Raw genomic sequence first — 20560 nt, forward strand, 5'->3', positions numbered from 1 at the left:
TCAAACAGCGGCGGAGGAATAGTCTTCCCCAACATCAGGTGAAATTGTCTCAAAGCTATCGTCCATTGAAATTTCAATCATTTCAACCTCAAGGTCGAGATCGTCTTCGCTGACTTCTTCAGTTCCGCGTTCATTCAATGTGGATTCTTCCCCTTCCATCTCATCTCCCAATGAATCCGATTCGGATTCCATGGACATCAGATCCTGTTCAACCTCGGCAGCTATCTCATTCCCCACAGGATTAGTTTCCAAGTACTGGTCAACTAACTCTGAAGTTGAGGCAGTGCTGGATGCGTCAGCCTCGGCAGCTGTCTCATCCTCCACAGGGCTTGTTTCCAGGTATTGGTCAACTAGCTCGGCTGTTAATGCAATGCCTGATGCTTCACCCCTCGCAGTTGACTCTGTCCCCAATTGATCACTTTGATTGTTGTTTGATGATTGATCCTCTTCCAGTACTGTTCTGGCAAAGGTTGTATCCTCTGCCAAACCCACCGAGCCGTCCTCATAGTTGATGTTCGCCTGGCCTAACACCGTGACATCGCCATCGGCATCGCTACGTTCTTGACTGGATTCCCTGTATGTTAAATCGATGCTTTCAATGCCTAGCTCTGAAAGTGTGAGGAGTTCCCCCTCATCAGTCTTTGCGTCAGAATTCAAGTCTTGCCAGACTGCAAAGTTGGCGAATTGTTCGTCTTGCTCACTCAATACACCATCTTGATTGGTGTCGAATACCTCAGCGACCGCTTCAAGATCAGTTTTGGCCTGATCACTCCATTCGGTGAAAGCAAATTCTTTGGTCTGATTGATCGTTCCAGATTGATCTGCATCAATCACCAGTAATCCATCATCAGGAGCAACCCAGGCGATATTGCTCACTACATTCGTTTCAACATCTTCAAAACTTTGACCTTCTCCACGAGATAGGTAGTTAATCTTGCCGTCGCTGTTCAAATCTATGCTGATTGGATTCACATTGGGAAGGATAGCTAAGAAACTCGTTTCTACGAATTCTTCGAGTGAAACAATCGTGAAGTTATCAATCCTCAATGTTTCGCTATTGGAGCTTGTGAGAACGTGAATTTCTACTTGAAGTTCACCATTTGTGTTAAGCGTAGCTTGAAAATTAAATTGTTGGTTGTTGTTTCCGGCAGGCTGGAGAACGGTCGATCCGTTGGCACGGACTCTGAATCTGTCATTTTGGCCGCCGAATGTTTCCCAGTTAGTTTGAGTTTCTGCGTCAAAACTTACTTCGACTTGTTTGCCTGCATTGTCTTGGCCAAATTCAAAGGTTTTGGTTGCTTCGCGGGAGTTCCCACTTCTTATTTCGAGTTCACCGTTATTGTTGATAATACCGCCCTGTGATGACCAGCTGCTATTGCTGTTCTCAAACTCATCTCGATATAGTTGCGTATTAGCGGGGATAGTGTTTGCGTTTGCAGTGCCCAGCTCGATATCGAATTCAATTGAGTCAATGTCATCGTCGCCATCTTTTACTTTTAGATTGAACTCAATATCTTCTTGTTGACCCGTCGCTATGATCTGCAGAGAATCATTCGCGGTAACGTCTGAATTGAGATTCAGGACGGCAACTGCGCTTCCTGCTTTAGAAATTGTCAGTTCAACGTTTTGTGCAGTCGCCCCCTGGGATATTACACCTGTATATCCTTGGGTTATAAACTCAATGTCATAGCCGGCCAGGGCGTTTATGCCATCAGCGCCGAAGTTCCATGAAGCTAGGTTTTGATTAGCATATGTTGCGTTTATGTTTTCAACTTGGATTAGCACCGCCCCAGGCAGTTGTGGGCCCGTAAGTTGCACATTGCTAATGCCTTCGATTGTTGCAATTTCACTTTTTTGAGTTGTTTCGCCGCCAACCCAGAATTCAAAGTCTCCGTTGGAGTCCAGGGTTCCTGTTACCTGTGCTGTATGGCTAAAGGTGAAATTTGTATTGACATTGCTTGGCGGGGCATAGGTAATTCCTTGGGTCGCTAAATTATCGTAAAACGGCTCGTCTTGAGGGTATCCTGTTGCTCCTGCGTTAGCGTTATAAAAGAAGATCTCATCGGCTGTTGCGCTTGATCCAGGCCCGCCATTTAAGCGCCAAGCCGCTTCCTGTATTGGGTTGTCTGGTATGAAAATGGACCAATTGTCATCGAAGAAGTTTGCAAACACATTGCCACTGCTATCCCCAACGCCGTCATAATTCCAGGATCCGCTGATCTCTACATCTAGGTCAATAGTTATTGTCTGGTTGGCGTATATGGAATCAAAGTTTAGTGCAATTCTGCTGAAATCACTGTAGTTGAAATTGGGTGTTCCGTCGATTTGATTGTCTCCTCTATCGTCTCCAACAACTACATTGAATTGCAGTTGCTGGCTTGCTGTAAATATCCCTGCATCGATCTCTGGGCCGTCATCACCGAATTGGATGTTGCCGCCGAGATCGAGAGAGGCTGTGGCTGTGGAGGAGGAATCGCCGTCGGAATCGGTGGTGGCTGTGGCGGAGGCGTTGAGTTGGATCAGGCCGTCGGCGAGCGAAGCGAGGTCTTCTGGGGATGAGATGTAGGCGCCGTTGTAGGTCTGTGGGAGTGGGTGATCAATCGCGAGGGATTGGGTCAAGGTGACCACGCCCGTCGTGGAATTAACGGCGAGGGTGAACGCGGTATTGCCGCCCGCGGAACCTGTGATTACACCGCCGGATTCGGAGAGGGTGATGGCGGTGCCGCCACTGGTGAGACCAGAGTCGGTCGGACCTGTGAGAGCGAGTGCATAGGAGACGGTGCTTGCGGAGCCAGGGCCATCGGCGCCGTAATCAGAGAGGTTGCCTGGGGTGAAGGCGGAGGAGAAATCAACTTCCGCAATGACAGGAGATGCGTTGGTGTCACCCGCGAGCTCCGCGCCGACGAAATTGCCGGCGGGGGAGAGGCCACCGTCGAAGGTCAAGGCGATGGGTTCGGTGCCGGAGACCACCAAGGTGGGATTGCCGGGGCCGTCATCACCGAATTGGATGTTGCCGCCGAGATCGAGAGAGGCTGTGGCTGTGGAGGAGGAATCGCCGTCGGAATCGGTGGTGGCTGTGGCGGAGGCGTTGAGTTGGATCAGGCCGTCGGCGAGCGAAGCGAGGTCTTCTGGGGATGAGATGTAGGCGCCGTTGTAGGTCTGTGGGAGTGGGTGATCAATCGCGAGGGATTGGGTCAAGGTGACCACGCCCGTCGTGGAATTAACGGCGAGGGTGAACGCGGTATTGCCGCCCGCGGAACCTGTGATTACACCGCCGGATTCGGAGAGGGTGATGGCGGTGCCGCCACTGGTGAGACCAGAGTCGGTCGGACCTGTGAGAGCGAGTGCATAGGAGACGGTGCTTGCGGAGCCAGGGCCATCGGCGCCGTAATCAGAGAGGTTGCCTGGGGTGAAGGCGGAGGAGAAATCAACTTCCGCAATGACAGGAGATGCGTTGGTGTCACCCGCGAGCTCCGCGCCGACGAAATTGCCGGCGGGGGAGAGGCCACCGTCGAAGGTCAAGGCGATGGGTTCGGTGCCGGAGACCACCAAGGTGGGATTGCCGGGGCCGTCATCACCGAATTGGATGTTGCCGCCGAGATCAAAGTCAGCAGTGGCGGTGGTTGTATCACCGTCGCCATCGGTGAGAGTGATGGACTGCTGAACGCTGAGTTGGCTGTCGGCGAGGGTCAGATTGTCATCGCTGTAGGGCTGAGCGGACTCAGGCCCATCAGAAGCACCAGCAGCAGTGGTGTGATCGAGATTTCTAAATTGTCTGACAGTAACTTTGCCGTTGTTTGTATTGATTTTGATTTGGAAGACCTTGGTGCTCGATCCCTCGAGGACTCCTGCGTATTTTGTGCCTGAATCGATTTCGCTCCAAACGACGTTGGTGCCATCGCTGGTCCAACCGGTTCCGGCGGTGCCGGAGAGATCGTTGACCTGTTTTCCGATGTTGTTGACATCGAAGACCAGCTGGTAAGTGGGTGTACCTAGTGAGCCGCCATCGGTCCCAGGATCTGAGGTGGTGGAGAAGACAGCCTGGACGTTTGCGGCGGCCAGTGTTGCGGTGTCAGAGTTGCCCGGGGTCGCAGGTATATCAATTCCGTTCCCACTATCAAATTGATAGTTGCCGTTTTTGGTGGTGTTTCCGTCGTAGGTGATGGCGACGCCAAGCGAGTTCTCGTCAGCGTCGATAGAGAGAATTGGCCCATCGTCCTGGATGGAGAAGACTGAGAAGCCGTCTGTGCTGGTGGAGCCACTGAGATCAGCTGTGCTCGAGGCGAAATCACCATCGGCATCCGTGACGGTCTGTTGCAGTCCGAGGGAGCCATTGGTGACGATGAGACGTCCGCTGTTGGCGGTGGGACCGCCCTCATCAAAATTGTTGGTGTCGTTGTGCCAGACGTTTTTCTGCTGGCTGAAGGTGACGCTGGTGCCTGTATTGGCGATGGTGAAGTAGCTGTCGGCTGCGTCCGTTGCGGCAGGGAGGACGCCATAGATGGTTCCGACGTCTCCGCCCGTGAGGGTGGAGCCTTCAACGAGGATCAGCTGCTCGCCTTGTCCGTAGCCATCGACAGTGGTTTCCGTATCTGTGGGATCGAGTGCATAGATGCCGGAGAGGATGTCCCCGGATTGTGAGGATGTCTGTGTGAGCGTCAGTGCGTAGGCGACAGAGCCTGGACCATCGGCGCCGTAGTCGACCTGAAGCCCAGCGGTTGCGGAGTTCGCATCGGTGAAGACGCCGGCGAGATCTGCCGAGGCGGTATCAGTGCCCGGGGGATTTTCTGCGTTTTCGCCGTTGGCGGTGTCTGCTCGATCGTCTCCGACGGGCCTGGTTTCGTCGAGGATGAGGCTGTCAGCGAGGGCTCTCAGAACAGCAGTGGGATTGGAGACGGTGCTGGAGATTGGACCGTCATCCCCGAACACGAAGGCGCTGGCGACATCAGCGGAGGTGACGGAGTCATTGGTGACGACGTCACCGTCAGCATCGGTGGTGGTGACGTCGGCGGTGATGGAGAGATTCAGACCACCATCAGCGAGGTCCACGCGATCATTGGAATATTCACCGTCGACGTTGGCCAGACCTGAGCCGTCTTTAAGAATGTTCGACTGCGCAAGTGCCTGGAGCTGAGTTTGTGAGACCTCGCCTGTGGCTCCATCAATCTGGATGGTGAAGGCAGTGTTTGCCGGTGTGATCGAACCGTTGGCATCTGTGCTGCCGGTAAGGGTCTGCCCGTCGGCAGACAGGTAGGCATAGACGATGGTGGTGCCATCGGAGAGGGTCAACCCTGTATCGACGCCAGTGGTGTTGCCTGTGGTGAGACCGGTTGTGGAGGAGGCGAACTGGAAGCTGGAGGCAGATTGCGAACCAGGATTATCAGCGCCGTAGTCGGGAGTGACGGCGTTGATGAACAGCTGAGCGACATCAATGCCATCGGCGTTATCGGAAGCGGGTAGAGCGGTGTCGTTGCCGCCGGGCAGCCCACCATCACCGGTGAGCAGATCGAGTCCGGTGAGGTCTGCGGTGACGGCTGTGGTTTCGAGCGGACCATCGTCGGCGAATTGAATGTTCCCGCCGAGATCAAAGAATGCAGTCGCTGTTTGGACATCACCGCTTATTGATGTTTCTGTAACCGTCGCGCTGAGGATGAGGGCTCCATTCTCAAGCAGCATTAAATCTAAATTCGTTGCTGCATTGCTCAGGGTGTTATCGATGCCATTGGTGTGATCAATGGGCTTGAACTGTTCAACAATGACGATGCCGTCTCTTGCTCCAACGCTGACTTCGAAGACAACATTTTGAGAATTACTGCTTGTATCGTTTGGATCAAGCGAACCGAAATAGCTGTTATTTGTTGCGTCGAAAATCAGGAAGACCGGTGAGCCGCCACTTGTGAGCGTTAGTTGATCGCCGTTGTTGAAACCCTGCGCAAAATCAATGCTGTAGTTAACGTCTTGTATTGCACCAGGAGCGGCACCACCGATACTGAAGTTGTTTGAGAAGTCGACTTTGGAAATGAGTGGGCTGCCATCCGAATCTTCCCGTGATTGCGTGCCAACAAAATTCCCGTTGATTCCACCGTCAAACGTTAAGAGCGTTCCGAAATCTTCAGCTTCAATCCTGAGGGGGACGGGATCTGGATCAGGAGTTGGTTCGGGAGTTGGTGTTGGATCGGCGTCGGCTGCAGGAGCCACTGCAGGATCGACATCCACGTCCAGGTCTTCAAGAGCCGCTTGAACGGCTGGGTCTTCGTCTTCGAACGCAACACCGTTATCGATGGCCGCTGCCAGCGCTTCCGGCACGAAAACCAGCGCACCCTCTGGGGCCAGTGCCAGGTCTGCCGCCGGCAGATCCGCTCCTCCCAATGTGGCGGGTACCAGAACTGGATCAGCCCCGCTGATGAGCACATCAAAAGCTGGTGGGGGTAGTTGTGTAAAACTTTCTGAAAATCCCAGGTAGTCGTTCAGGGGAACCCCTTTGAAACCAGCGGGAGTTGGGCTTTGGCCAGCACTTTGATAATTCTCTTCCGAACCCGAACCGACAGACAGCTGGTTTGACGTTTCCAGACTTTGGGCTTGGGCGTCGAATTCGAATTCCATTCGCTATCTCAGTGATCCTGATCAAAGATTACGAATGGTTCGCGAGTTTCCTCAATCGCATCAACCTCGCTTTTCAAGTTTGATGGCTTCACACCCTTGCGTGCAAAGCAAAGCCCTTGTGGTGCAGTTGTTTTCGAACCTGAGAGAATTCTTAGACTTTCGAATCAGGCTTGCTTTTTTGCCTCGTTAATTGTACTTTAGTCCCCTCTTAATTTGACTTTCAGTCTTCTCTCAGGCAGTTATCAGTTTCTCTCGCGGAACGCGGAACCGATGGTGCGGGTGAAGGGCTGAATGATGTACTGCAGCAGGCTGCGCTTTTCACCTTTGATATCCCCCACTAGTGGCATTCCCGCTTGAATGGGTAATTTTTTATTTCCAACTTTTATATTCTGTTCTTCGAGTTTCACCCGCGTTGCGTAGTAGTAACCGCCTGTCGTGGGATCCTGCACCGTGGTGCCGGCGATGGCACTCACCTTGCCCGGCACTGTTCCATAGGTGCTCGAATCAAAAGGCAACAGATTCACATCCACGTCCTGCCCTGTGCTCACAAAGCCGATGTCTTTGGAGGGAACACGTAGCTCAACAATTTTCTTGCCTTGATTCGGAACCACCTGAAGCACCACAGCCCCTGGGGCGACCACAGCTCCTGGGGCCTTGTAGCGCAGATCACTGATCACACCATCCACCGGAGACACGATTTTGGTACGTTCCAGCCGATCGCGAATTTGCTTGATGTTTTCGCTGATCACAGCCTCTTCTCCCACCAACTCAGCAATTTTCGAGTTGTTTTCGAAGGTCAGGCCTGACTTCAGCCCCCTGAGGTTGGCCTGGGCTTGAAGCAGTGCCTTTCGGGCTTCATTGCGCGCCCCCACCATCTCGGCCAGTTTTCCTTCCGCTGTGACTAACTGCAGCCTTGAGGAGGCACCAGAAAACAACAGTTCAGTCCACATCGCCACTTCTTCGCGCTGCAGCTTGATCTGCTCATTCAGCCCATTCACTTCAGCCTTCTTCTCCTGCACCGACGCTTCTGACGCAGCGATCTGATCGGCCGTGTTGTCCATGCGGCTCGTCAGCAACTCCTGCTGGGAGTTCTCCACACGCTCATTCGTTCCTGATGCATCGGCAATCTCAAGCTCCTTTTTGCCCTCGATCGCAGCTTGCAGCTGCTTCTGCTGGATGATCAGATTTTCCAGCTCCTGTTCGGAGGCGTCGTAGGCACTGCCCACCAGCTGGGGATTGAGTTCCAGCAACACCTGGCCTTTTTTGACCTCCTCGCCATCGAGCACATTCACTTTCGCCACGATTCCACCCTCAAGGTGCTGAACCACATTCACCGACCCCTGGGGCACCACCTCCCCGGAGGCCTCCACCACCTGGGTGATCGGTGTCAACGCTGCCAGGGGCACGAACAGAATTGCAGCGCCCCCCAGCAAGTAAAGGCTGAGGCGCAGGTAGCGATTGTCTGGTTTTTGTTCAAGATCAAGGGCCTGCGACAGCCTTTGCCGCCCCACCAGAGCATTGAGATCGGATTGCTCAAAGCCTGGGAGTTTCGTCAGCCACGAGCCCGGAGTTCCATTGGACCCTGTTGTGGCGAGCGCTGAGTCCTGGTTTGGGGTTTGATCGGTTGATGCTGAATCAGAGGAGCTGGTCATGGTGGAAAAGGGGTGCGATGTCGAAGTTGAGGGCGGATGCGGGTTGGTTTGTTGGTTGCGCTACGGGGTTCTTTGCTGCAGGCGTTGACGAAGATCCTCAGCCGTGCCTTGGAAACTGGTGACTCCTTTATCAAGAATGCAGATCTGATCCACTTTTTCGAGCAACAACTTGTTGTCAGTGGCGATCAGAACGCTGCGCAACTTGCCCGAAAAATGAGACTTACGGAATGTGGGCAGAACATCAATGAAGGTTTGGAACTGATCCGGCGACAGCCCCTGGCTCAGATCATCGATCAGCAGAATTGGGGTGTCTTTGATCAGCGCCTGGGCCAGGGATAAAAGACGCAGAACACCCTGCGGAAGCTGATAAACCACGGCTTCATCGAGGGACGTGGACAACCCTTCGGGCAACGACTCCAGATAATCCAGAATCTTCAACTCAGCCAGGATCTCGCGCACCTTCTTGAGGGTTGCATCCGGGTTCATGGCCTGAAGATTGGAGAGGATGGTGCCCGGCAGAAGTTCCGTGGTCTCCATCACAAAGGCGATGTTGTTCTGGATGAGGTCGGTGCTGAATTGCCGGTGATCACGGCCGTCGAAGAGGAGTGTGCCGCTGGTGAGTGGATAGATCTGATCGATCACCCGAAGCGAAGCGCTTTTGCCGCAGCCCGCCTTGCCGGTGATCGCCAGGATCTGGCCTGGGTCAATGGCGAGTGATGTGCGGGTCAGCACCAGGGCATTGTCACGGCCAAGACGGCTCGCAGCTGAATCGAGCAGCACCGCTCCGAAGAGACGTTGCGATTCATCGGCGGATTTGGGCCGGGATGTCTGCCGCAGCTTGAGGAACTGATTCAGCCTCGTGAACTGTTTGCGCATCGTGTCGAACCGCACCATGGCATTCATCAACTGTTGGAAGGGCGTGAACACCCTCCACACGAAAAACATCGCGGCGATCAGCGTTCCGAGCACCGCAGTGTTCGATGGGTCCGAGTAGGCGATCCACACCCCAGCTGCCAGGGTGAGCACCCCAGCCAGCTGGGCTGCCGTACTCACAATCACCTGAAGACGACCCAGTTGACGATTGACAAGCAGGGAGCTGGTGGTGCTCTGGGCCGACAGACCGCGCAGTCGCTGAAGCCAGACCCATTCCAGGTTCGACTGCTTGACTTCGAGGAATCGCCTCACCAGCTCTTGCTGAGCCTGGGCCACCCCGAGTTCACTGGAGAGATTCATCTCGGTGGCGATGTTGTAAAAACGTCCCAGCACCAGCACGAGCACTGCGGTGATGGCCATCAACACCATCGGAATCAGCACCAGCGGCCCTGCAATCAGATAGATCGCCGCGAGGTAGATCACAACAAAGGGGAAATCCAGCAGTGCCAGCGCCAAGGGTCCCTGCAGATACACCAGCAGGGCATCAAGATTGCGTTGTTGGTTCTGGAAATTTCGGGGACCCAGGACGGACACCTGGTTGGAGTCCAGTTCCAGGGTTTTCTCGACCAACCGCAGCCCGATGAGGGCGTCGATGCGTGCTGCCAGGCTTGCGAGTTCTCGGCTCCGCCATTGCCTCAGCAACCAGTCGGCGAAGAACAGCAACACCACACCGATGTACAGCCCGGTGCCCGTAAATCCACTTTCACTTGGAATCACCAGGTTGTAGACGGCCCGGATGTAAAAGGGCACCACCAGGGCCAGCAGCGCCATCACGAAACTGATGGCGTAGAGGAGCGTGAGCCGGTTGCGGAACCGATAAAGCACCTTCTGCAGCATCGAGCTGCGATCGGCGGTGGATGCTTCCTGGAACAGGATCAGATTGCCGCCTGCCCTGAGTGTGTTCAGCTCAAGACGGCCATCGGTGTTCGCTGCGATGACGTCTTCCTCATCGCCGCGGATCAGCACGTAGGCCTGCTGCTCAGGATCGACGTAGAGCGCCGGCAGGTTGTGGGTTTCCAGCTGTCGCCAGCTTTGAAGAGTCTCCTGGGTGCTTGTGTATCCCAGCCGCAGCATCAGATTGCGGGCATCGACCGCATCCATGCCGCGAGGATCGTTTCCGAAGAGCTCAAACAGCCGCTCTTGTCGGCCCGTCCAGGCCAGTTGTTGCAGCAGCAACCGAACACAGAAGGCCATCGGGGCCTCAGCTGTGAGGGTGAGATCCCGCACCAGTTGGGTGCGCGCGAGCGGTTTCGCCTGTTGCTGAGGGTTGATCGTCATCAGATGGCCTCCTTCAATGCTGCTTGCAGATCAACTTGTTGGTCGACAAGGCGCTCCATCACCAGGCCACCGCCTCCGATCAGCACCGTGATGTCGCCATGGCAGCGCCGCAGAATCCGTTCCAGTGCATCCACGAAGGCTTTGCCGTAGGAGCAGTCGGTCAGATCCAACAGCAACACCTGAGGATGTCTGCTCAAGGCCGTCACCACCTGGGCCAAGGCCTGGGCATCGCGGGAGAGGCCACTGGACACGCTGCCTCCCATCGCCGTTGTGTACCCCTGGGGGAGATTTTTCACCTGCTGATCCAGGCCAGAAAGGTAAGACCAGAACAAGGCACCGCGTCGGTGGCGGCTGGGTTGAAAGCCGGTGAGGTTGTCCAGAAGTGTGCCGTCAAAAAAAGATCGCGCTGGATCGACGTAGGCCACATCCTGACGGAGCTGATCTCGCTGGAACTCCTCCACTGCAAGTCCGTTCAGCTCCAGTTGCTGCGTCGGTTTGATCTGAATCAGTTCAAGGAACAGCTGCCGTGCATCCAGACCAAATTGACTGTCCCGCAGCAGAACCGAAGCCCCGCGCTTGACGGAAACAATGGTTTGACCTGCCCGCTTGATGTTGAGTTCAGGCTGGGCCTTCATCTCGATCAGTTTCTCCCCGCCGCTGGGTTCAACGGGCAGTGCCATCAATGTGTCGTACTCATCTCTTGAGTGGGCAAGACGGCGATAACTGTTCCACAGCCCGATGGCTTGCTGCCATGGGGAGAGAATTTTGCCCAGCAGCAGTATCGAGGCTGCCAGGGCACCCACCGAGAGCCATCCATTCACCACCAGCACCGCTCCCCAGGTGACACCGGTGGCGAAGGTGATCTGACTCATCAAGGAGCCGAAGGCCTGATAGCTGCCGGAGAAGCTGTTATGAATCAGCCGTTGATGCGCCTGTTCCTCCTGGTAGCGCTCGTTGGCCACCAGCAATTGATCTCTCAGCCCATTGGCTTTGATCAGATCAGAAGCATCAATGAGCCGGTCTTGGTAGGTGCGCGTCTCCAGCTCGATTCGATCCCGCTGGCGGGACAACTGTTCGAAATCCCTGGAGAAAACGATGGCACGCAGGAGATACACCACGATGGCCAGCACGGCCACAAGACCAATGGTGCCGCCGATCAGAAACAGCACCAGGATGAACAACACTGAAAAGGCAAGGTCAATCGCGGTGGTCAGCGATTGCAGTGCGCTTTCATCCCGCAGCAGGTTGATGCTGGTGAGGCGCTGTAGATGCTGACCCGGGGCAATGCGCAGAAAATCCGGTAGCCCGAGTTGAAGGAAATGGGACACCGCTTCCAAGCGTTTGTGATGCTCGATGCGGGCTCCATCTGCTCCTGTTAGCTCCAGCCGGACTGATTTCAACCAGCCACCCAGCAACATCAGCACCACGACGACCGCCGAGAGCACGATCAGGCTGGACATCGATCCGGACGGAAGAATCGATGTGTAGACGATGTTGATGTAGAGCGGAGACGACAGCTCGAGGAGATTGATCAGCACCGAAGCGATCAAGATCGGTTGAAGCTGATATTCGTTCCAGTCGACATCCTTGAGCGACTGAAAATAACGGTTGTCTCGGGCTTCACGAACAAGCTCAAGGCAGAGACCGGGCAAGCGTTTCACGGCTTCGGTGAAACGTCTCATACCACGAAGTGTCCGACTCCTAAGGTCCGAGCCACTTAGGCTGGCCACCATTGATTCATCAGTTGTCGCTAAAAATTACATTAGCTTGAACGATAGTTGTCGCTTCCAAATTAAGGATTGCAACTCATTTGAGCCTGTGCTGACCCTTTAGAGAGGCGTCAGACATTTTTAAGCACTTGCTTAGATTTCTCAGCCATCCCTGACTAAGATAATCATACTCGGGATCAGCTCCTGTGATTCAGCTTCGCCTGCCGACTGAAAGTCACCATGTGGATCTAGTCGCCAATGATATGGCGGCCAACGTCTCATTTCAGGTTTTGGGTCCAAATACCGAAGTTGCCTTTGTTGAGGAGCTTATCTGTCAAGAATTCGGTTCGCTCAAGGTTTCGCCCAATCAATTGTTTGAATTCTTGAAGACGGATGCCTGGGTCAACGACATGTTCGGCCCTGTGGCACTGCTCCGTGGCGATTTAAATATCAATGCTGATCAACACAAAAAAAATCGTTTTCAAGACCAGCCACTCGGGATCAAGCTTGTCGAGGCAGGTCTTCTGAGCCAAAAGGAGCTGGATCAGCTTCTGATCGATTATCAACCCTTCGCTCAGCAACAGCGATTTGGTGAATTTCTCCGTCTTAACCTTGCTGTTTCGGCAGAGGTGATTGATTTCCTGCTCAATCCCGCAGCGTCCTTTGAAGACGGTTTTAACGAGAAGCGCCTCGGCGAAAGGCTTGTTGAGCTTGGCTTGATTAACGCATCCATCTTGGATCAAGCTCTTGAGCAGCAAAAAACCAGCGGCCAGCGTCTGGGTGAAATTCTGTATGAGGCTGGCGCTCTCTCCCCACAGGCAGCCAAATTCTTCTCAGATGTCCATGTTGATCAAGCTGGTGTCATTACGTCTAAAGGTTGATCGAGCAAGATTTAATACTTGTTTTTTGAATCTTTTTTGTCGTTTAAGAGTTTCTTCTTGTAGTCTCCTCGAGCCGGTTGAGTTTCCTCCGAGTATTTTCTACAATTTCGTTTCCAAAACTTGACCTAGCGATACCGCTGCCGTTTGCCTGGGGCTGGCCAAGACTTCAAATTCTTTGACTTTGATGGCTTTCGACCAGAGCCATCCTTGACCTTCGTCTACTCCAAATCGTCGGCATAGTGTGAGTTGGGATGCTGTTTCAATGCCTTCAGCACACACGGTGACATTGATGCTGTGGCTTCCCGCCACCAGCCATTCTAAAAACTTCTGCTTTGTGTCGCTGAAATCAATTCCTTTGATGATTTCCTTGTCGACCTTGATCTTGGAAAAATTAAGATCAAGCATGTTTTTCAGGGGGGAAATTCCTGAACCAAAATCATCTATTGCAATTTCATGTCTATCGCTCAGGTATTGAAGGAATTCAAGCTCGTTAGATTTCATCACGCACTTTTCTGTCAGTTCTATTTTTAATCTTTTGCCAATTTGTCTTCTGATTCTGTCCAGGTCTTCAACTTCTTTGGACAGGGTTTTCATGAAGTTCTTTCCATCACCCATAAATTTGGGAGATATATTGATTGAAAGCCAGACGCTCGATTGAATTCTGCTGAGTAAATTTAAGCTCAGTAGAAATGCTTGTTTTGTTACTTCTAAATTCAAGGTTGGATCATTGTCTAGCTCTTCTAAGATTTCTTCTGTTAAATTTTTGCCATCTGGACGGTAGAGAAGTTCTCCTCCGCATACACGGTTGGTCTTGATATCGACAATCGGTTGTATTTTAAAATTCTTGTTGTATAGCATCTATGCGGCCCTAGGGTAGTGTTGCTCTACTGTGTATCTTTTTACATTACCTCGGGATTTTTCTTGTTGCAGGAGAGGGCGATAATTTTTTAAGTATTCGCGCAGAAATTTTTCTTTTTGGGTCATTGCGAAAGAATTTTGATAAGTTTAGTTCGCGCTTTTTGGGGTGCTAGTGATTTTCAGCTTAGTTTTATTTTTCGGTTAAGTTCTTTGCTCCATGGCCGGACCATGGGCAAGCTTCCGCGCTGTGGATTGATGCTTCTTCGATTGAGGGGCCGATTCTAGGGATGTTCGCTGGACTTTCGGAATCGTGCTGACTGATCACACGCCCTGTTCCAATTCTTGTTGTTTGATGCGTTGACCTCTTGGGTTTTGACTATCTTTTGATGCCGCAGAATTTTTTATCTTTAATTCTTGCTTTAGATTATGGCCTCTTTTTGAGAAGAGAGAAGAGCTTTCCGTTCCCAGTTGCTGCAAGCGATTTTGTTGTTGATGAGTAAGTGCCCGGATGAGTTGACGCTCGTAAACAACATTTTTTCGGGTTTTAGTAGGTGAATATTTCGTTCCCAAGAGTTGTACGCTTCTTTGTGAAATTTCTGAGCCAGTTCGACTGTCTTGAAGCCGAGGTTCTGCTAATTGTTCGAGATTCTGCGTTGGCTTCCCTTGGAGCGAACGCGTTCCAAGAGTTGATTGGAGTTGCGTCTGAAATCTGTGTACACAGTGTTGATCAGGATTCTCTTGAATCGTCTGAACAGTGGATTGCTGAGATAGCCTGAAATCATTAGGTCGCATATCTCTGGATCAGCCATCTGCGATTGGGAGAGAGGTGTATTTGTTTTTTGTCTGATGCTTTGCCTGTAGGGCTTGGTCGCCGCCGTATGACCCAGCTCCCTTACCACCCCTTTGAGATCAATGTGCAGGAGGCATGAGTCTGGTGGGGACGGATCGCGTTTCAGTTGTCTCAGGTGAGCAGCCTGAAAGATTGATCCATGCGTGATGGCATCACCGTATTCATCGTATTCCTCGAAATCTGGGCTCGTGCAAGTTGTTAAAAATTTCTTGTGAAAGTTTTCTCCAAACAGATGAATGTTGTGGCGATATGCTGATTTGATGATGGTTGATTTTCCAGAGCCGGGGCATCCGGCAACAATAAATAAGGTGTCTAGCTTCTCTTTTTTTGGATGTTTTCTAGAGCAATGCTTTTTGAATGGGTTATTTATGAAAAGCATTGTTTTGGCTTGGGATTGATTTTATTTCCGGGATAGATGTTTTCTTGGCTTGGAAAGTGGCGACTTAAGTTTTCATTAGCCGAATCTTAACCTTTTTCCGACCCATGGGCCCGTTCCCTTGCGTCACCCTGGCCAGAGTGCCGAGGCCATGCGGAGCGTCTGACTGATGGGGCCCACATCGTGTACCCGCAGCACGGCAACACCCGCTTGAGCGCATCGGCACGCCACGGCGGCTGTCCCCCAGAGCCTGGCTTTCGGTCTCGGTTCATCGAGCACGGCGCCAATGAAGCGTTTGCGTGAAGGGCCGATCAACACAGGCCGTGGTCCTTCGGTGAGCTTTTCCAGATCCCTCAGCAGTTGCAGGTTGTGCTCGTGGGTCTTGGCAAAACCGAGCCCCGGGTCCCAGATGATCTGGTTCTCCTCCACCCCTGCCTGGCTGGCGGCCTCGCTCCGCTCCAGCAACGCCTCTTTCACGTCAGCCACCACATCGCTGTAAGCCGTGAGCTGGTCCATGGTTTGGCTGTTACCGCGGCTGTGCATCAGCACCACTGGACAACCTGCATCGGCGACCACCCGCAGCAGATCGGGGTCTCGGCTGCCACCGCTCACATCATTGATCCAGTTGGCCCCGGCTTCCAGTGCTTTGGCAGCCACCGGTGCCAGAAACGTGTCGATGGAGATCAGGGCCTCCGGACAGTGCTCACGGATGGCCTTCAGTGCCGGCAGGAGGCGGCGCAACTCTTCTTCTGCACCAACCTCCTCCGCGCCCGGACGGGTGCTTTGGGCCCCCAGGTCCAACACGTCGGCCCCCTTGCTCAGTTGCCGCTGCGCTTCTGTAAGGGCCCGTTCGCTCGCTAAAAATCTCCCTCCATCACTGAAGGAATCGGGGGTGACGTTGATCACCCCCATCACTGCTGTGCGTTGGCCCCAACCCTGAGGCCAGCCGCCTGCATCAAGCCACTTGGTAGTTGGCAATCCGTCCAAAGCTTTCTGGTTCTAAGGAAGCACCCCCCACCAGCACTCCGTCGATATCACTCATGCTCATCAACTCATCAATGTTGGAGGGTTTGACCGACCCGCCGTACTGGATCACCAGATCAGGGGAGCCCACCCAGCTGCGGATCAGGCCACAGATGCGGTTGGCTTCCTCGGCCTCACAGGTTTTGCCTGTGCCGATCGCCCAGATCGGTTCGTAGGCCACCACCAATTTCTCGGCATCGAGACCCTCAAGGCCCTGTTCAATCTGACGACGAATCACCCGTTCGGCTTCGCCGCGTTCTCGCTGCTCATCGCTTTCCCCAACGCAGACGATCGGAATCAGACCGTTGGACTGGGAGGAGCGGGCTCGATGGTTGATCTGCTCGTCGCTTTCACTGAAATATTTCCGCGGTTCGCTGTGCCCGACGATGGTGTGGGTCACCCCATGCTCTTTGAGCATCGTAGGAGAAATCTCGCCGGTGAAGGCGCCTTGTCCTTCCCAGTGAACGTTCTGGCTTGAGAGGCAAAGACGGGTGTTCTGACTGAGTTCCGCCATGGTGGACAGCGCTGTGAAGGGTGGTGCCAGCACCAGGTCGCGGTCGTCAGGCGTGTCAGCAACCAAAGGCAGGAAGGCCTCCATGAACTCCCGCGACTGGGCACAGGTCATGTGCATCTTCCAGTTGCCAGCGATCACCGGTCTGCGCACGCCTTACGTCCCCATGGAATGTGGCAGCCAACTTACGGCCCGATCGCGTTTTCACTCTCCACAACGGACTCCTCCCCAGAAAGCACAACCCGATCTCCCGGGGACAGCTGACGTCCTCGCCGGGTTTCAACCCTTCCATTCACCTCCACCTCACCCATCTGAATCCGTTGCTTCGCTTCTCCGCCGGTGGAGACCCAACCCTTCCATTTCAGGAACTGATCCAGCTTCATCGGAGAGAGTTCTGAGCTCACCATTGATACTGTGCCGCGATGCTGACCCCATCCCAGGCCGGTTTCCGCCGGCTGCTGCCGCTGCTCCGCCCCCACCTGCGGGAATTGATCTGGGGGGGCGTCTGCATGTTGGTTTACGTCGGCAGTTTTCCGCTGCTCGTGCAGTTGGCCGGGGACCTGTTCCCCGCCCTGGGATCGGGTGATCTTGCGCGTGTGCTTCAGCTGATTGGGCTGGCCCTGCTGATCTTTGCTGTTCAGAAAATCGCCCAGTTCGGTCAGGACTCCCTGCTTGCCGGACCTGCATTGCTGGTGAGCCAGGACCTACGGCGCGACCTGTTCCGCCGCCTGCAGACCGTGGAGCTCGGTGCATTGGAGAAGCTCTCGGCCGGTGACCTCACTTACCGCTTCACGGAAGACGCTGATCGGGTCAGTGAGGTGTTGTACAAAACCATCCACGACACGGTCCCCAGCGTTCTGCAGCTTCTCGCGGTGCTCGGGATGATGCTGTGGCTCGACTGGAAACTCACGCTGGCCATCCTGTTGCTGGCGCCGGTGATTGTCTGGCTGATCAGCTTGTTTGGTGCTCGCGTGATGGCGGCCACCGAACGCAGCCAGAACAAGGTGAGTGAACTGGCCGGCCTGCTCGGAGAGGCCATCGAGGGTCTGCCCCTGGTGCGTGCTTTTGCGGCTGAGCCCTGGTTGCAGGATCGCTTTGAGACCGAAATCGACCAGCACCGCCAGGCCCGCCACCGCACCTACAGCCTCGTGGCGCTCCAGCATCCGGTGGTTGGCATCATCGAGGTGGTGGGCCTGTTCGCTGTGTTGGGCCTCGGCGCCTGGCGGATCCAGACCGGTGATCTGAGCATTGCCGGCCTGAGCAGTTATCTGACGGGACTGATCGTGCTGATCGATCCGATCGCCCACGTCACCAACAACTTCAATGAATTTCAGCAGGGTCAGGCGTCGCTGAGGCGTCTGCGTCAGATCGAGCGCGAGCCCCAGGAGGCTGCCGATCCCGTCGATGCACAGCCCATCGGTGCCTTGCGGGGAGATCTGGTGTTCGATCACGTGAGTTTTGGTTATGACCCTGCCGAGCCCGTTCTGCATCAACTGGATCTGAGGGTGGACGCTGGGCAGGTGCTGGCCATTGTTGGCCCCTCCGGTGCCGGGAAAAGCACGCTCCTGTCGCTGTTGCTGCGGTTCAACACCGTGCAACAGGGTCAGATTCGTCTTGATGGAACGGATATCAGCCTGATGCGTGCCCGTGAGCTGCGTCGGCAGGTGGCCCTGGTTCCTCAGCGCACAACTGTGTTCTCCGGAACCATCGCTGAAGCGATTCGGTTCGGGCGGCGTGCGACGGATGACGAGGTGCAGGAGGCGGCACGGTTGGCCAATGCAGACGATTTCATCCGTGCCTTACCCCATGGCTATGACACCCTGCTGGAGGAGCGGGGCACCAATGTTTCCGGTGGACAACTGCAGCGGATCGCCATTGCCCGGGCGGTGCTGGGCAATCCAGCCCTTCTGCTCCTCGATGAAGCCACCAGTGCCCTCGATGCTGAAGCCGAGGCGGCGGTGCAGCTCGGTTTGAAGCAGGCGATGAAAGGCCGAACGGTGTTGGTGATCGCCCACCGTCTGGCAACCGTGCAGGAGGCCGATCGCATCGTGGTGCTTGAGCAGGGTGCTGTGGTGGATCGGGGAACCCACGATGCGTTGATGCAGCGCGGAGGGCGTTACCGCGAGTTGTGCGAACGGCAGTTCATTCGCGATCGGCAAAAGTCCTGAATTCTTCTACGATCTTCCATGGGTTCAACGCCATCCCGGCAACACCGATGACTGACTCTGCAGCCAACAACCCTGTCCTGACGTTTGAGGGCAAGCGTTACGACCTCAATACGCTTCCCGATGAGCTCAAGGAGCTTGTGCGAGGCATGCAGGTCGCCGATGCACAGCTGCGGATGCATGAGGACACCCTCAAGGTTCTGGCTGTGGGGCGCCAGAGCTTGGCGATGCAGCTCAATGAAAAGCTGCAATCAGTCACTCCCTTGCCGGATGCTCAGGGCTGATTTCACAGACAGGTCATGAAAAAAGGGGGCCAAAGCCCCCTTTTTTCATAGGGAGATGTTCCTGGCTCAGTCGCTGAAGGCGTAGGCCCTGGTGAGTTTGATCACGGTTCCGGACAGCAGGATCAAGGCGATCAGGTTGGGCAGAGCCATCAGGCCATTGAGCGTGTCGGCAATCGACCAGACCACGCCGCGATCTCCGGCGACAGCGCCGATCACGATGACCGCCACCCAGACCAGACGGAAGGGGATCACGGCGGAATCGCCGAACAGATAGGTGGTGCAGCGTTCGCCGTAGAAGCTCCAGCCCAGAATGGTGGTGAAGGCGAACACCACCAGTCCCAGAGTGACCACCACACCACTGCCGGAGATGCCGGAGTTGAAGGCTGCAATGGAGAGTTCAGCGCCACTCAACCGTTCACCTGCTGCATCAAGGACCTGATTGGCTTTGGTGGTGATGATCACCAGAGCGGTCATCGTGCAGATGATCAGGGTGTCGATGAAGGTGCCCAGCATGGCCACCGTGCCCTGGCGAACGGGGTCGTCGGTTTTGGCAGCAGCGTGAGCAATGGGGGCGCTGCCAAGGCCTGCTTCGTTGGAGAAGATGCCCCGTTTAAATCCCATCAGCACGACCTGACCAAGAGCACCGCCTGCGGCTGCTTTGCCGGAAAAAGCGTTGGAAAAAATCGTGGCAAAGGCTTCAGGCACGCCTCCCAGATTGAGCAGCAGCACCTGCAGGCATGCCGCCACGTAGAGGATTGACATCAACGGAACAATGGCGGACGCCGCATGGGCAATGCGCTTGATGCCGCCGATCACCACAGCGAAAACCAGCGCCGCCAGAACGATTCCGGTGACCAGCTTGGGGATGCCGATCATGTTCAACGCAGACGACACCTCAAAAGCTTGCACCCCATTGCCGATCCCGAATCCCGCCAACATGCCGAAGAGGGCAAACAGCCCTGCCATCCAGCTCCAGCCGCTGCCAAGGCCATTGCGTATGTAGTACATCGGGCCACCGACATGGTTCCCTTCCCCATCGGTTTCACGGAACTGAACAGCGAGGACGGCCTCGGAATATTTGGTCGCAATCCCGAAGATGGCGATCACCCACATCCAGAAGACCGCTCCAGGGCCGCCAACGGCGATCGCACCGGCAACTCCGGCAATGTTCCCCGTGCCGATCGTGGCCGACAGGGAGGTCATCAACGCCTGGAAGGGAGTGATTTCACCCTCGGCTTGGGATTCCGCGGGACGGAGCATCATCGCGAAGCCGTAACCCAGCCGATGCAGCGGCATGAAACGCAACCCCAGCATCAGAAGAATGCCTGTTGCAGCAATCAGAATGACGGTGGGCCACCCCCAGACGACGCTGTTGATCGGACCATTGATCGCCTGAATGGTCGACTCGACTCCGCCCATACTCCACAGGAAGAATGG

13 protein-coding genes are annotated in these 20560 nt (G+C 54.7%); 3 read left to right on the forward strand and 10 right to left on the reverse strand.

All coding sequences use genetic code 11. The features are described 5' to 3' along the window. From KR52_RS06870 to KR52_RS06885, 4 genes are all read right to left on the reverse strand, one after another. Window positions 1-6603, reverse strand: coding sequence for a DUF5801 repeats-in-toxin domain-containing protein (locus tag KR52_RS06870; protein WP_038553976.1), 6603 nt, complete (start codon window positions 6601-6603; stop codon window positions 1-3). A 242-nt stretch (window positions 6604-6845) separates the two neighbouring features. Next, window positions 6846-8255: an HlyD family type I secretion periplasmic adaptor subunit gene (locus KR52_RS06875; protein ID WP_038553978.1), complete on the reverse strand. Its 1410-nt coding sequence runs from the start codon at window positions 8253-8255 to the stop codon at window positions 6846-6848. Window positions 8256-8315: 60 nt separating this feature from the next. Then, window positions 8316-10466, reverse strand: coding sequence for an ATP-binding cassette domain-containing protein (locus KR52_RS06880; RefSeq protein WP_038553980.1), 2151 nt, complete (start codon window positions 10464-10466; stop codon window positions 8316-8318). Beyond that, entirely contained in the window at window positions 10466-12148 is a 1683-nt protein-coding gene (locus KR52_RS06885) for an ABC transporter transmembrane domain-containing protein (RefSeq protein ID WP_253912332.1), read from the reverse strand. Before KR52_RS06885 ends, KR52_RS06880 begins: the two co-directional genes overlap by 1 nt. A 233-nt stretch (window positions 12149-12381) precedes the next feature. Here KR52_RS06885 and KR52_RS06890 point away from each other — a divergent pair, with 233 nt between their 5' ends. Further along, window positions 12382-13056: a hypothetical protein gene (locus KR52_RS06890; protein WP_156957630.1), complete on the forward strand. Its 675-nt coding sequence runs from the start codon at window positions 12382-12384 to the stop codon at window positions 13054-13056. Window positions 13057-13155: 99 nt separating this feature from the next. Here the strand turns inward: KR52_RS06890 and KR52_RS06895 are convergent, their stop codons facing one another. From KR52_RS06895 to KR52_RS06910, 5 genes are all read right to left on the reverse strand, one after another. Next, on the reverse strand, window positions 13156-13914 hold the full coding sequence (locus tag KR52_RS06895; protein WP_038553986.1) for an EAL domain-containing protein: 759 nt from the start codon (window positions 13912-13914) through the stop codon (window positions 13156-13158). 321 nt (window positions 13915-14235) lie between these two features. Next, on the reverse strand, window positions 14236-14706 hold the full coding sequence (locus KR52_RS14220) for a hypothetical protein (RefSeq protein WP_156957631.1): 471 nt from the start codon (window positions 14704-14706) through the stop codon (window positions 14236-14238). Window positions 14707-15266: 560 nt separating this feature from the next. Further along, entirely contained in the window at window positions 15267-16118 is an 852-nt protein-coding gene (folP, locus tag KR52_RS06900; protein ID WP_253912333.1) for a dihydropteroate synthase, read from the reverse strand. Further along, entirely contained in the window at window positions 16096-16827 is a 732-nt protein-coding gene (tpiA, locus tag KR52_RS06905) for a triose-phosphate isomerase (RefSeq protein ID WP_038553990.1), read from the reverse strand. Before tpiA ends, folP begins: the two co-directional genes overlap by 23 nt. A 32-nt stretch (window positions 16828-16859) precedes the next feature. Continuing rightward, window positions 16860-17057 carry an RNA-binding S4 domain-containing protein gene (locus KR52_RS06910; RefSeq protein ID WP_038556999.1) on the reverse strand — a complete coding sequence of 66 codons (198 nt, stop codon included), beginning with the start codon at window positions 17055-17057 and terminating at the stop codon, window positions 16860-16862. Window positions 17058-17096: 39 nt separating this feature from the next. Here KR52_RS06910 and KR52_RS06915 point away from each other — a divergent pair, with 39 nt between their 5' ends. Both KR52_RS06915 and KR52_RS06920 read left to right on the forward strand, forming a co-directional pair. Beyond that, window positions 17097-18842 carry an ABC transporter ATP-binding protein gene (locus KR52_RS06915; RefSeq protein WP_038553992.1) on the forward strand — a complete coding sequence of 582 codons (1746 nt, stop codon included), beginning with the start codon at window positions 17097-17099 and terminating at the stop codon, window positions 18840-18842. Window positions 18843-18889: 47 nt separating this feature from the next. Beyond that, window positions 18890-19123, forward strand: a complete 234-nt coding sequence (locus KR52_RS06920; protein ID WP_038553995.1) for a DUF6447 family protein — start codon at window positions 18890-18892, stop codon at window positions 19121-19123. A gap of 66 nt (window positions 19124-19189) precedes the next feature. On the opposite strand, the gene KR52_RS06925 is transcribed toward KR52_RS06920, so the two are convergent. Beyond that, on the reverse strand, window positions 19190-20542 hold the full coding sequence (locus KR52_RS06925) for a sodium:alanine symporter family protein (RefSeq protein WP_038553998.1): 1353 nt from the start codon (window positions 20540-20542) through the stop codon (window positions 19190-19192). Window positions 20543-20560 lie beyond the last annotated feature (18 nt).

It is taken from the genome of Synechococcus sp. KORDI-52, from assembly GCF_000737595.1.
Lineage (GTDB): Bacteria > Cyanobacteriota > Cyanobacteriia > PCC-6307 > Cyanobiaceae > Parasynechococcus.

Bases quoted from the DNA above. Each gene is read 5' to 3' on its own strand.
- KR52_RS06870 (WP_038553976.1), bottom strand. From the start codon at position 6,603: ATGGAATTCGAATTCGACGCCCAAGCCCAAAGTCTGGAAACGTCAAAC.
- KR52_RS06875 (WP_038553978.1), bottom strand. From the start codon at position 8,255: ATGACCAGCTCCTCTGATTCAGCATCAACCGATCAAACCCCAAACCAG.
- KR52_RS06880 (WP_038553980.1), bottom strand. From the start codon at position 10,466: ATGACGATCAACCCTCAGCAACAGGCGAAACCGCTCGCGCGCACCCAA.
- KR52_RS06885 (WP_253912332.1), bottom strand. From the start codon at position 12,148: ATGAGACGTTTCACCGAAGCCGTGAAACGCTTGCCCGGTCTCTGCCTT.
- KR52_RS06895 (WP_038553986.1), bottom strand. From the start codon at position 13,914: ATGCTATACAACAAGAATTTTAAAATACAACCGATTGTCGATATCAAG.
- KR52_RS14220 (WP_156957631.1), bottom strand. From the start codon at position 14,706: ATGCGACCTAATGATTTCAGGCTATCTCAGCAATCCACTGTTCAGACG.
- KR52_RS06910 (WP_038556999.1), bottom strand. From the start codon at position 17,057: ATGAAGCTGGATCAGTTCCTGAAATGGAAGGGTTGGGTCTCCACCGGC.
- KR52_RS06915 (WP_038553992.1), top strand. From the start codon at position 17,097: ATGCTGACCCCATCCCAGGCCGGTTTCCGCCGGCTGCTGCCGCTGCTC.
- KR52_RS06920 (WP_038553995.1), top strand. From the start codon at position 18,890: ATGACTGACTCTGCAGCCAACAACCCTGTCCTGACGTTTGAGGGCAAG.
- KR52_RS06925 (WP_038553998.1), bottom strand. From the start codon at position 20,542: ATGGGCGGAGTCGAGTCGACCATTCAGGCGATCAATGGTCCGATCAAC.